The sequence below is a fragment of the Aeromicrobium sp. REDSEA-S32_B7 genome, from assembly GCF_001626145.1.
GTDB classification, from domain to species: domain Bacteria; phylum Actinomycetota; class Actinomycetes; order Propionibacteriales; family Nocardioidaceae; genus Aeromicrobium; species Aeromicrobium erythreum.
This window is the reverse complement of record NZ_LUNF01000144.1, coordinates 1-10,683: the sequence shown is the minus strand read 5'-3', so window position 1 is coordinate 10,683 and position 10,683 is coordinate 1. Positions and strand designations below refer to the sequence as shown.

Below are 10,683 nucleotides of genomic sequence, written 5' to 3'. Positions count from 1 at the left end.
ACGGACCTCGCCGGGTACGAGGAGGGTCGCGACACCCGACGGACGGAGCAGTCATGACGGCACGGACGAGCTGGCACACCGAGGCGAGCCTCGCACCGACGACACGGACCACCCTCGGCGGCATCGTCGACGACATCGTCATCGGTGGCGGTGTCGTCGGCCTGAGCGCGGCCGTCGAGCTCGCGCGCCACGGACGGCGGGTGGTGCTCGTCGAGGCGCACCCGACGTTGGGCGCCGGCACGTCCGGACGGTCGACGGGCAAGCTCAGCCTGCTCCAGGGCACGCGTCTCTCGACGATCGCGACCCACCACGGGCCGGCGACGAGCGCGCGGTACGTCGAGGCCTGCCGGGAGGCGCAGACGTGGGTCGAGCAGCTGCTCGACCACTGGGACGTCGACGTGCAGCACCGCCCTGCGGTCACCTGGGCGTCGGACGGCGACCGGACGTCCGACACGCGAGCCGAGAACGCGGCCGCCCGGCGCGCAGGACTGCCCACGCGCTGGCAGCGTGAGGTACCCGCTGGCCTGCCCGGCTACGGAGCCGTGGTGCTGGACGACCAGCCGCAGGTCGACGCGCTCGCGTACGTGGCGGCGCTCGGCGCCGAGGCCGTCGCCGCGGGCGTCGACGTCCGGCTCGGGCGTCGCGTCCGTCAGGTCAGCGGCGGCGCGAGCCCCTGCGTCACGCTCGAGGGCGGTGAGGAGCTGAGGGCCGCTCACGTGCTCGTCGCCACCGGCATCCCCGTGCTCGACCGGACGGCCGCCTTCGCGACGGTCAAGCCGCACCGCTCGTACGTCGTCGCCTTCGAGACGAGCGAGGAGGCACTGCCGATGGCGGTGTCGGTCGGGTCGCCGTCGTGGACGGTGCGTGGGGTGCCGCGACCGGGGCGGGCGCCGCTCGCGCTCGTCGGGGGCCACGGCCACGTGGTGGGCCGCTCCGGACCCGCAGGGCGTCACCTCGAGGCGGTGCGCCAGTGGGCCCGCGAGCACCTCGACGTCGGCGCCGAGGTCGCCGCCTGGTCGGCACAGGACTACCTGACGCCCGACGAGGTGCCCATCGCCGGACGGGCCCCAGGACGGGCCCCGGTCCACGTGGTCACGGGTCTCGGAGGATGGGGTCTCCTGGCCGGGGTGGCGGGCGCGCGAGCGGTCGCCGCGGCGGTCGCGCAGGGCCGCCGGCTCCCGCTGGTGCCGCCCGGTCGGCTCACGGGACCACGCTCGATGACGTCGCTGGCCCAGTGGAACGCCGCGGTCGGCGGGCACCTGGCGTCGGGCTGGCTCGGCGCCCTCGCACGCGCGGGCGAGGTGCCGGGGGAGAGCCAGGGCGTCGTCACGCGGGGCCGGCCGCCGGTGGCCACCTCGACGGTGGACGGGTGCGTCCGCTCGGTCTCCGGCGTCTGCCCGCACCTGGGCGGCGTGGTGCGCTGGAACGACGTCGAGCAGACGTGGGACTGCCCCCTGCACGGGTCGCGGTTCGAGCCCGACGGGACGCTCGTCGAGGGTCCGGCGACACGCGGCCTCGGTCCCGCGTCGGCGCCCCGTCCCGCGCCGTGACGCGCGTCCTACGGCTCGTCGACGTCGGGTCCGTCGGGGTCGCGTGAGGTGCGGCGGTCCGTCGCGGCCTTGGCCTTCAGGGTCGTGACGACGCGCGAGGCGGCCGCGGCGATGATCGCGACCGGCAGCACCGCGTAGGCCCAGGCGCGGGGGAGCACGTCCTGGTCGACCAGCACGATCACGACGATCGCCGCCACGACCAGCACGGCGATGCCCAGCACGGCCCAGCGCCAGGCGCCGACGCCGGTCTCCGAGCCGCCCGTCCGCATCGGGGGGTTGTACCAGGGTCGACGGGTGCTTCCGCTCCAGTCGTCGTCGGGCTGGTCGTCCATGGCGTCCTCCTCGGTCGGGGTCGCGGGGTGAGTACCCCGGCGGGGCCGGGACGTGCAGGCGACCGCCTCAGTCGTCGATGCCGTGCGCGCGCATGACGAACAGCAGCGTCGTGCCCACCGTGCCGAGGACGGCGAGGGTGAGGAACAGGTAGCCCCAAGGCTGTGTCAGCGGGCCGTAGCGGACGACGGCGGAGCCGGCGAGGCCGGCGACGGCGAGCGCCAGGGTCGCGGACACGCCCAGGACCCACCGGAGACGGGGTGATGGCACGAGGACCTCCAGACATGAGGGTGCGGACCCGCCAGGGGGACGGGCCCGCACCGTTCGGGGCCCGCCAGGGGGACGAGCCCGTGCTGGTCGAGTACCCGGCTCGTGCGAGGTCATGCGTCGACGTGCCGCCGGCGGGTGCCGCCCGGCGCCCGGTCCGCCTACGATCGACGCATGTCCGTCCGTGCCTGCGCCAGCGTTGCCGCCGTGGCAGCTGCCACGGCGACGGCCGCGCTCGTCGCGGGATGTACCAGCCCCGAGCAGCCGGGCGGCGGCGAGTCGTTCTCCGCCGCGACGCTGCCGAGGCTGGAGGCCGCGCCGGCGTCACCCTCGCCGGCCCCTCGTCCGGACGTGCGGCGGACGATGTCGGCGGCGGCGACGCTCGCCGCCTTCAAGGCGCCGCTGGACGCGTGCCGCGGCCCGGTGGCGATCGACGTGCAGGAGGAGGGCCGTCCGCTGCTGGTCTCGGAGCACGACTACTGCGGCGGGGCGGCCTGGATCCCGGAGCTCGACCGCGGTGACGTCGTCGAGCTGGACGGCCCCGGTGTCGACGCCGGTCTCTACCGGGTCGACCTCGTCGACCGGCACCAGCGTCGCGACGTGTTCGTGCGCGACCTGCGCCCGAGTGCAGACGTCGTGCTGCAGACCTGCGTGTCGCAGACCCAGCTCGTGCTCGTGGCCCTGTCCAAGGTCCCCGACCGGGGCGTCTGAGAGCACTTTCTCGCGGGTTTGGTCACCCTTGCCGGACTAGTTCGCCTACGGTGACGATGTCCGGAGGAGGGCACGATGACCCATGACGAGCGCGGCGCGACCGCGGTGGAGTACGCGTTGCTGGCGGTGTTCATCGCCGCGGTGATCGCTGCGACCGTGGGCATCTTCGGCCAGGACGTGCTCGAGCTGTTCGAGCGCGTGCCCCCGTTCTGAGACCTGCGCCACACCATGCATGTGACGAACGCCATAGTCCGACCGAACTAAGAAGAGATGGCCCGTAACTCGCATGACAAACAGGACTTTCGGACTTAACTTTTTTCTCAGGGAGCGTCACCAACAGGGGTGACGGAGCAATCGGGGAACCGGGGCTCGAAACATCTGAGGGAGTTACATCATGTACGCACTGTCGACCATCCTGGCCTACATCGCCACCGCCAAGGACCGCCGTGACGAGAAGGGTGCGACCGCCGTCGAGTACGGCCTGCTGGTCGCCCTGATCGCCGCCGTGATCATCGCCGCCGTGGTCCTGCTCGGCGGCAAGATCAACGACGCCTTCGGCGTGATCAACACGAAGCTCGGTGGCGGGACGACCCCGACCACGACCACGCCGTGATCTCGTGAGCGAGGCGACGCCGCGAGCTCGGGCTCGCGGCGTCGACGCCGCACCGCGGACGTCCTGGAGAGCCTGAGGCCTCCACGGCGTTCCCGCCGCCCACCGGAGAGGGAGCCCGGAGGGCGGCACATCAGGCAACAGGGTGAGGGACCGTCCCGCGACGGGGTGCAGCAGCATCTCGGGGCGTCCTGTCGTGATCCCCACCGCCCCCGCGTCCCGGGGTCAAGGGACGCACGCTTCACGGGAACAGGGAGATTGTCGTGAACAAGCAACGACTGGCCATCGGCGCTGCGGTGCTGCTGGCGGTGCTCGGCTTCGCCGCGCTCGTCGTCTACGCGCAGGGCGCCGACGACCGCGCCTTCGAGGGCACCGAGCGCACCACGGTGCTGCGGGTCACCCAGGAGGTGGCCACCAAGACGCCGGCGAGCGAGCTCGCGAAGAGCGTCGAGACCGTCGAGCTGCCGAAGGCTGCGGTGGTGCCCGGTGCCCTCACCGACCTCTCGGACGTCGAGGGCGAGGTGACCCAGGGCGTGCTCGTCCCCGGTGACCAGCTCACGGCGGCCAAGTTCGCCGCGCCCGACGACGTGAAGGGCGACACCGCAGTGCCGAAGGGCATGCAGGAGCTCGCCATCCAGCTCGAGGGTCAGCGCATCGTGGGAGGTGCACTGGCCCCGGGTGACCTGGTGGGCGTCCTGGCCAGCTACGAGGGACGGACGGCCAACGCGGCCAACCGCGTCCGCGTCCTCGCCGTCTCCGCGGGCGTCGGCGACGCGCAGGTAGCGTCCGGCGCCACCGTGACGGTCGCCGTGCGGACGATCGACGCCGAGAAGATCGTCAACGCCATGGAGTTCGGCAAGGTCTGGCTGACGAAGCAGACCACCGACACCGACACCGGCGGAGGCCGGACGGTCGACAGCCGGGTGGTGGCGCCATGAGTCTCGTGCTGATCGTCGGCGGCGACGACGAGCTCGCCGGGCGGGTCGAGGCGACCATCGGTCATCAGTGCGTCGCGCTCGGTGCTGACGCCATGCAGGGCGACTCCTCCAGCTTCCTGCGCGGGCTCGACCCGACCGTGATCCCCGACGCGATGATCCTCACCGCGGCCGTGCCGCTGCAGGCCTCCATGGCCCTGGCGCGTGAGGTCGCTGCGGTCCGACCCGACGTCGACCTCGTGCTCGTCGCGGCCACCGAGAAGGAGGTCATGCTCGAGGCGATGCGCTCGGGCATCCGCGACGTCGCACCGAGCATCGACGACCCCAACCTGCTCGCGGGTCTGCGAGCACGGCTCGACGCGCGCACGCCGGCGACGGCGGGCGACCCGCTCAAGCTGGCCAGGCCCACGGCGCCCGTCGACTTCCGGTCGCGCACGTTGACCGTGCTCTCGCCCAAGGGCGGGGTCGGCAAGACCAGCATCGCCACCAACCTGGCCGTCGCGCTGGCGCAGCAGTCGCCCATGGAGGTCGTGCTCGTCGACCTCGACCTGCAGTTCGGCGACGTGTCGACGGTGCTCGACCTGCGGCCGAGCCACACGCTCGAGGACGCGTTCGGGCCGGGCGCTCGCGACAACCTGCTGCTCAAGACCTACCTGACGGTGCATACGGCCGGGTTCTTCGTGCTGTGCGGCGCGGAGTCGCCGGCCGCGAACGACCACGTGACCTCCGAGCAGGTCACCGCCCTGGTGCGTCAACTGCAGGAGCAGTTCCGCTACGTCGTCGTCGACACCGCGGCCGGGCTCGACGAGGCGACCCTCGGGGCGCTCGAGGCGAGCGACGACGCGGTCCTGGTCAGCACGATGGACATCGCCTGCCTGCGGAGCGTGCGCAAGGAGGTCGAGCTGCTGAGCGAGCTGGCGATCCTGCCGGCGTCGCGTCACGTGGTGCTGAACTTCGCGGACAAGCAGTCCGGGCTCAAGGTCAAGGACGTCGAGGCGATGCTCGGCCTCCCGGTCGACGTGGTCATGCCGCGCGCGAAGGAGGTGCCGGTCGCTTCCAACAAGGGTGTCCCGCTGGTCGTCAGCAGCCGGTCGAACCCGTTCGTGAAGTCGGTCAAGGCTCTGGCCAAGAAGGTCTACGACCGGGCCCGGGCCGCCGAGGGCAAGCCGGGCCACAAGCGGCTGGAGGTGGCCTGACATGCGGTTGAGCGACCGGCTCGCCAGCGCCCGGGAGGCCAGCACGTTCACCAGCGCCGTCGTGGAGACGGAGGAGCTGGAGGACGTCGACGGCTCGGGTGCGCTCGGCGACGCGTACGCGTCGATGAAGGCGCGGGCGTCCGAGGCCCTCATGGGGCGCATCGGCGCCCGCATCAACGACCCGAGCCTCACCGAGGACCAGCTGCACGCCTTCGTGCGGGAGGAGCTCACGTCGGTCATCGAGGGCGACCAGCAGCTGCTGCTCACCTCCGACGAGCGGCGTCGGCTGGTGCGCGACGTCGAGGACGACGCGCTGGGCCTCGGCCCGCTGGAGCGGATGCTCGAGGACGACAGCATCAGCGAGATCATGGTGAACCGGTACGACCAGGTGTACGTCGAGCGGCGCGGGCGGCTCACGCAGGTGACGGCGCGCTTCGCCTCCGAGGACCACCTGCGTCGGGTCATCGAGCGCATCGTCAGCAAGGTCGGCCGTCGCATCGACGAGTCGTCGCCGCTCGTGGACGCCCGGCTGGCCGACGGGTCCCGCGTGAACGCCGTGATCCCGCCGTTGGCGGTCGACGGGTCGTCGCTGACCATCCGCAAGTTCAGCAAGGACCCGTTCACGGTCACCGACCTCATCGGGTTCGGCAGCATGACCGAGCAGATGGCCCACCTCCTGCAGGCCTGTGTCCAGGCCAAGCTGAACATCCTGGTCAGCGGCGGTACCGGCACCGGAAAGACGACGCTGCTCAACGTGCTGAGCCGTTTCATCCCGGCCGGCGAGCGCATCGTCACCATCGAGGACGCGGTCGAGCTCAACCTGCAGCAGCCGCACGTGGTGCGCATGGAGGCCCGGCCGGCGAACATCGAGGGCCAGGGCGAGGTGACCATCCGCGACCTGGTGCGCAACTCGTTGCGCATGCGACCCGATCGCATCGTGGTCGGTGAGTGTCGAGGCGGCGAGGCCCTCGACATGCTGCAGGCGATGAACACGGGCCACGACGGCTCGTTGTCGACCCTGCACGCGAACTCCCCGCGCGACGCGATGTCGCGCCTGGAGACGCTCGTGCTGATGGCCGGCATGGACCTGCCCCTGCGCGCGATCCGCGAGCAGGCGGCCAGCGCGGTCGACCTGATCGTGCAGATCCAGCGGCTCCGCGACGGGTCGCGACGTGTCGTGAACGTGACCGAGGTGATGGGCCTGGAGGGCGATACGGTCGTGCTGCAGGACATCTTCACCTTCGACTTCGCTGCCGGCGTGGACGAGCACGGACGGTTCCGCGGCAACGCGGTGCCGACCGGCATCCGGCCGCGGTTCAGCGAGCGCTTCGCCGACCACGGCATCGCGTTCGACCTGGACAACCTGGTCCGCCAGGGAAGGGTGGGGTGAGCGCGATGCTGGTGATCGGTGCGGTGCTGGTGATCGGGTCGCTCGTGTGCGCCTACCTCGCGGTCGTCGGAGTGCCGGAGACGCGCGGGACGCGTGGGCGGGTGGCCGCCTACGCCGTGACGGAGCAGAAGCCGCTGTTGCGCCGGGCCAACGATGGGGCCGTCGAGGCCGTCGAGAAGCTGCTGAGCCGACGCGGCTGGCGGCCGTTCTCGGCCGAGGAGCTCGAACTCGCCGGTGTGCGCCGCTCGGTCGCCTCGCTGGTCGTGACCGTGCTCGTGCTGGGAGGGGCCACCTTCTTCGGGCTCGTGATCCTGCAGCTGCCGGTCGTCGCGGCCTTCCTCCTGTCGCTGCTGGTCCCGGTCGCGGCCAAGGTCGGCGTCCGCGTCAAGGTCGCGCGGCGGCGCAAGCGGTTCGCCAGCCAGCTGGCGCCGCTGCTGCAGATGATGGCGTCGTCGCTGCGCGCGGGCCAGAGCCTGCCGCGTGCGATGGACGCGGCCTCCCACGACGCAGAGGCGCCGATGTCGGAGGAGCTGTCGCGGGTCGTCAACGAGTACCGCATCGGGCGCGACCTGGTGGACGCGATGGAGGACGTGGCCGACCGCATGCAGTCCGAGGACTTCCAGTGGATCGCGCAGGCCATCGAGTCCCAGCGCGAGACCGGCGGCAACCTCAACGAGATCCTCGACCAAGTGGCCGAGACCATCCGCGAGCGGCACCACGTGCGTGAGCAGGTGATGGCGCTGTCGGCCGAGGGCCGGCTCTCCGCCTACATCCTCATGGGGCTCCCCGTGGGTGTCGGGATCTACTACTCGATGGTCGCGTCGACCCAGATGAGCGTCTTCGCGGACGTGTTCATCGGCAAGGTGATCATGGTGGTGTGCGGGCTGATGTACGTGCTCGGTGGGTTCTGGATGCGTTCCATCGTCCGGATCGAGTTCTGACATGGTGATGCTCGCAGCCTTCCTGCTCGTCTGCTCCCTCCTGCTCCTCCTCATGGGCACCGGAGCCGTCGCCACGCCCGGCGGGGGCGGGGTGCGCAAGCGCGCCCGCAGCCTGTCGGCGGCGGCCGAGGCGGCTTCCGACACCGGCGTGGTGAAGGTCGACCGCACCCGTGCGGACCTCTGGGAGCGGTTCACGCCCAGCTCGACCCTGCGCCGTCTCGAGCGGAACCTGGTGCTGGCGGGTCACCCCGAGGGGTGGACGCGCGAACGCGTGGTGCTGATGAAGCCGGCGACCGCGGTCCTCGGCCTGCTCTTCGGCGCGCTGCTCGTGAGCAAGACCAGCAACCCGCTCATGCCGCTCGTCGCCCTCGGCATCATCGGCTTCTGCTACATGGTCCCGGACCTGCTGGTCTACAACCAGGCCACCAAACGACAGGCCGAGATCCAGAAGCGGCTGCCGGACATGCTCGACCAGATCGTCATCTCGCTCGAGGCAGGCGTCGGGTTCGAGGCGGCGCTGTCGAAGGCGGCGGAGCGGGGGACCGGCCCGCTCGCCGAGGAGGCGTCGCGGCTCATGCAGGACATGAGCCTGGGCATGGCGCGAAGGGAGGCCTACCTGGCCCTCGCCGAGCGCACGTCGGTCGACGAGCTCAGGACGTTCTGCAAGGCCGTCGTGCAGGCCGAGGAGTTCGGCGTCTCCGTGGCGTCCGTCGTCCGCAGCCAGGCGCAGGAGATGCGGCTCAGCCGCCGCCGCCGGGCGGAGGCCAGGGCTCAGCAGGTGCCGGTGAAGATCCTCATTCCCCTAATGACCTGCATCCTGCCCGTGCTGTTCGCGATCGTCATGGGTCCTGCCATCGTCTACGCCTACGCCATCAACTGACGCCGCACCCGACCACAACCGAAGACGCCGGCTCGTCCGGTCCCCAGGCACCCCGGACCGCGGTTTCCCTGTTGCCCCGGTCCGGGGCCCTCAGCGGGCCGTCCCCGATCTCCCAATCGGGGGCGGCTCGCCCCTGTGTCGACGTGACACCGCTCACTTGACACTCCTCGAGGGGTTGTCAAGTCACTTGACAGTCGGTACCGTCCTGTCAAGTGATCCACGCCGCACCCCGCCGCAGCGTGACCGGCACCAGGAGGTACCCATGACGCTCTCGACCACGGTCGACGGACGCACCGTCGAGTGGACCGACAAGAAGCGCTACCTGTGGCTCATCGGGGCGATCGTCCCGCTGATCCCGCTCGTCATCTGGGGCGCCGTCGCCGCCACCGGCTGGCACGTGTGGTGGTACTTCGGACCGTTCTTCCTGTTCGTGGTCGTCCCGCTCGTCGACCTGGTCGCCGGGCTCGACCCGAACAACCCGCCGGACGAGCTCATCGATTCCCTCGAGGAGGACCGCTACTACCGCTGGGTCACGTACGCGTTCATCCCGCTGCAGCTCGCCGGATTCCTCTGGGGCTGCTTCCTGCTCGGCGACGGCACGATCTTCGGCTGGGACCCGTTCTCGGCCAGCGTGCTCCCCGGGATCACCGACCCCCTCACCTGGTACGACAAGCTCGGCCTGGCCACCGGCATGGGCATGGTGGCCGGCATCGGCATCAACACCGCGCACGAGCTCGGCCACAAGAAGGAGGAGCACGAGCGCTGGTTCGCCCGCGTCGCCCTCGCCCAGACCTTCTACGGCCACTTCTACATCGAGCACAACCGCGGCCACCACGTCCGCGTCGCCACGCCCGAGGACCCCGCGAGCAGCCGGCTCGGCGAGAACGTGTGGGAGTTCATGCCGCGCACCGTCGTCGGCAGCCTGCGCAGCGCGTGGGAGCTGGAGAAGAAGCGCTTCGGACGCCTCGGCAAGAGCCCGCTCAGCCTCAAGAACGACCTCGTCAACGCCTGGATGTTCAGCGTGCTGCTCTGGGGCTTCGCCCTCGCCGCCTTCGGCTGGCAGCTCCTGCCCTACCTGCTCGTGCAGGCCGTGCTCGGCATCTGGCTGCTCGAGTCGGTCAACTTCCTCGAGCACTACGGCATGAAGCGCCAGAAGCTGGAGTCGGGCCGGTACGAGCGCGTCAACCCCTCGCACAGCTGGAACAGCAACAACATCGGCACCAACGTGCTGCTCTACCACCTGCAGCGCCACAGCGACCACCACGCGAACCCGACGCGTCGCTACCAGGCCCTGCGCGACTTCAAGGAGGCGCCGGTGCTGCCCACCGGCTACGCCGGCATGATCGTCGCCACCTGGATCCCCGCCGTCTGGCGCAAGGTCATGGACGAGCGGGTGTTGGCGCACTACGACGGCGACGTCGAGCGTGCCAACCTGCACCCGCGGATGGCCGAGACCTACCGCGCCCGCTACGGCGACCGTCGCCGCGGCACGCACGAGGCGGTGGCCTGATGGCGCGGTTCATCTGCCCCAACTGCGAGTACGTCTACGACGAGGCCGTCGGCGACCCGCGCGAGGGCTGGCCCGCCGGCACGGCGTTCTCCGACGTCGACCCCGACTGGACCTGCCCCGACTGCGGCGTGCGTGAGCAGGTCGACTTCGTGCCGGAGGCGGAGTTCACGCACAACGACCAGGATGGCGACATCATCAGTGCCGAGACCCGGGCCGCCCAGGCCCGGCAGGCGGAGCAGGGAGCGCAGCAGTGAAGGTCTGGGAGTGTCAGCAGTGCGGGTTCATCTACGACGAGGCGCAGGGCTGGGAGGAGGAAGGATTCCCGCCCGGCACCCGCTGGGAGGACATCCCCGACGACTGGAC

Annotated in this window: 14 protein-coding genes; 12 read left to right on the top strand and 2 right to left on the bottom strand. The window is 71.1% G+C overall.

Annotated features, from left to right (window positions below):
- Nucleotides 1–53: 53 nt before the first annotated feature.
- Complete coding sequence (locus tag A6Q79_RS10210; RefSeq protein ID WP_289016645.1) at nucleotides 54–1,550, top strand: FAD-dependent oxidoreductase; 1,497 nt, start codon at nucleotides 54–56, stop codon at nucleotides 1,548–1,550.
- A gap of 8 nt (nucleotides 1,551–1,558) precedes the next feature.
- On the opposite strand, the gene A6Q79_RS10205 is transcribed toward A6Q79_RS10210, so the two are convergent.
- Both A6Q79_RS10205 and A6Q79_RS10200 read right to left on the bottom strand, forming a co-directional pair.
- Nucleotides 1,559–1,882, bottom strand: a complete 324-nt coding sequence (locus A6Q79_RS10205) for a hypothetical protein (RefSeq protein ID WP_067855273.1) — start codon at nucleotides 1,880–1,882, stop codon at nucleotides 1,559–1,561.
- 67 nt (nucleotides 1,883–1,949) lie between these two features.
- Entirely contained in the window at nucleotides 1,950–2,117 is a 168-nt protein-coding gene (locus A6Q79_RS10200; protein WP_158509173.1) for a hypothetical protein, read from the bottom strand.
- A gap of 204 nt (nucleotides 2,118–2,321) precedes the next feature.
- Here A6Q79_RS10200 and A6Q79_RS10195 point away from each other — a divergent pair, with 204 nt between their 5' ends.
- The 11 genes from A6Q79_RS10195 to A6Q79_RS10145 all read left to right on the top strand — a co-directional run.
- The gene (locus tag A6Q79_RS10195) at nucleotides 2,322–2,858 is read left to right on the top strand and encodes a hypothetical protein (RefSeq protein ID WP_286690661.1); all 537 of its coding nucleotides are present in this window, start codon (nucleotides 2,322–2,324) and stop codon (nucleotides 2,856–2,858) included.
- 75 nt (nucleotides 2,859–2,933) lie between these two features.
- Complete coding sequence (locus A6Q79_RS10190; protein WP_083516257.1) at nucleotides 2,934–3,071, top strand: Flp family type IVb pilin; 138 nt, start codon at nucleotides 2,934–2,936, stop codon at nucleotides 3,069–3,071.
- A 181-nt stretch (nucleotides 3,072–3,252) separates the two neighbouring features.
- Nucleotides 3,253–3,471 (top strand): Flp family type IVb pilin, encoded by a 219-nt coding sequence (locus tag A6Q79_RS10185; protein ID WP_286690660.1) that lies wholly within the window; start codon nucleotides 3,253–3,255, stop codon nucleotides 3,469–3,471.
- A gap of 260 nt (nucleotides 3,472–3,731) precedes the next feature.
- Nucleotides 3,732–4,406, top strand: coding sequence for a Flp pilus assembly protein CpaB (locus tag A6Q79_RS10180; protein WP_286690659.1), 675 nt, complete (start codon nucleotides 3,732–3,734; stop codon nucleotides 4,404–4,406).
- A complete protein-coding gene (locus A6Q79_RS10175; protein ID WP_286690658.1) occupies nucleotides 4,403–5,599 on the top strand; it encodes a P-loop NTPase in 1,197 nt (398 codons plus the stop codon). The genes A6Q79_RS10180 and A6Q79_RS10175 overlap by 4 nt, the downstream gene beginning before the upstream one ends.
- Before the next feature lies 1 nt (nucleotide 5,600).
- Complete coding sequence (locus A6Q79_RS10170) at nucleotides 5,601–6,989, top strand: CpaF family protein (RefSeq protein WP_253023957.1); 1,389 nt, start codon at nucleotides 5,601–5,603, stop codon at nucleotides 6,987–6,989.
- Nucleotides 6,990–6,994: 5 nt separating this feature from the next.
- Entirely contained in the window at nucleotides 6,995–7,930 is a 936-nt protein-coding gene (locus A6Q79_RS10165) for a type II secretion system F family protein (RefSeq protein WP_286690671.1), read from the top strand.
- 1 nt (nucleotide 7,931) lies between these two features.
- Nucleotides 7,932–8,810 carry a type II secretion system F family protein gene (locus A6Q79_RS10160; RefSeq protein ID WP_067855293.1) on the top strand — a complete coding sequence of 293 codons (879 nt, stop codon included), beginning with the start codon at nucleotides 7,932–7,934 and terminating at the stop codon, nucleotides 8,808–8,810.
- Nucleotides 8,811–9,072: 262 nt separating this feature from the next.
- Nucleotides 9,073–10,320: an alkane 1-monooxygenase gene (locus tag A6Q79_RS10155; RefSeq protein WP_286690657.1), complete on the top strand. Its 1,248-nt coding sequence runs from the start codon at nucleotides 9,073–9,075 to the stop codon at nucleotides 10,318–10,320.
- Nucleotides 10,320–10,574, top strand: coding sequence for a rubredoxin (locus A6Q79_RS10150; RefSeq protein ID WP_067855299.1), 255 nt, complete (start codon nucleotides 10,320–10,322; stop codon nucleotides 10,572–10,574). Before A6Q79_RS10155 ends, A6Q79_RS10150 begins: the two co-directional genes overlap by 1 nt.
- Nucleotides 10,571–10,683: rubredoxin (locus A6Q79_RS10145; protein WP_317698079.1), on the top strand; the 113-nt coding region annotated here is incomplete at its 3' end. The genes A6Q79_RS10150 and A6Q79_RS10145, both read left to right, overlap by 4 nt.

Bases quoted from the DNA above. Each gene is read 5' to 3' on its own strand.
- A6Q79_RS10205 (WP_067855273.1), bottom strand. From the start codon at position 1,882: ATGGACGACCAGCCCGACGACGACTGGAGCGGAAGCACCCGTCGACCC.
- A6Q79_RS10160 (WP_067855293.1), top strand. From the start codon at position 7,932: ATGGTGATGCTCGCAGCCTTCCTGCTCGTCTGCTCCCTCCTGCTCCTC.
- A6Q79_RS10195 (WP_286690661.1), top strand. From the start codon at position 2,322: ATGTCCGTCCGTGCCTGCGCCAGCGTTGCCGCCGTGGCAGCTGCCACG.
- A6Q79_RS10150 (WP_067855299.1), top strand. From the start codon at position 10,320: ATGGCGCGGTTCATCTGCCCCAACTGCGAGTACGTCTACGACGAGGCC.
- A6Q79_RS10185 (WP_286690660.1), top strand. From the start codon at position 3,253: ATGTACGCACTGTCGACCATCCTGGCCTACATCGCCACCGCCAAGGAC.
- A6Q79_RS10175 (WP_286690658.1), top strand. From the start codon at position 4,403: ATGAGTCTCGTGCTGATCGTCGGCGGCGACGACGAGCTCGCCGGGCGG.
- A6Q79_RS10165 (WP_286690671.1), top strand. From the start codon at position 6,995: ATGCTGGTGATCGGTGCGGTGCTGGTGATCGGGTCGCTCGTGTGCGCC.
- A6Q79_RS10190 (WP_083516257.1), top strand. From the start codon at position 2,934: ATGACCCATGACGAGCGCGGCGCGACCGCGGTGGAGTACGCGTTGCTG.
- A6Q79_RS10210 (WP_289016645.1), top strand. From the start codon at position 54: ATGACGGCACGGACGAGCTGGCACACCGAGGCGAGCCTCGCACCGACG.
- A6Q79_RS10170 (WP_253023957.1), top strand. From the start codon at position 5,601: ATGCGGTTGAGCGACCGGCTCGCCAGCGCCCGGGAGGCCAGCACGTTC.
- A6Q79_RS10155 (WP_286690657.1), top strand. From the start codon at position 9,073: ATGACGCTCTCGACCACGGTCGACGGACGCACCGTCGAGTGGACCGAC.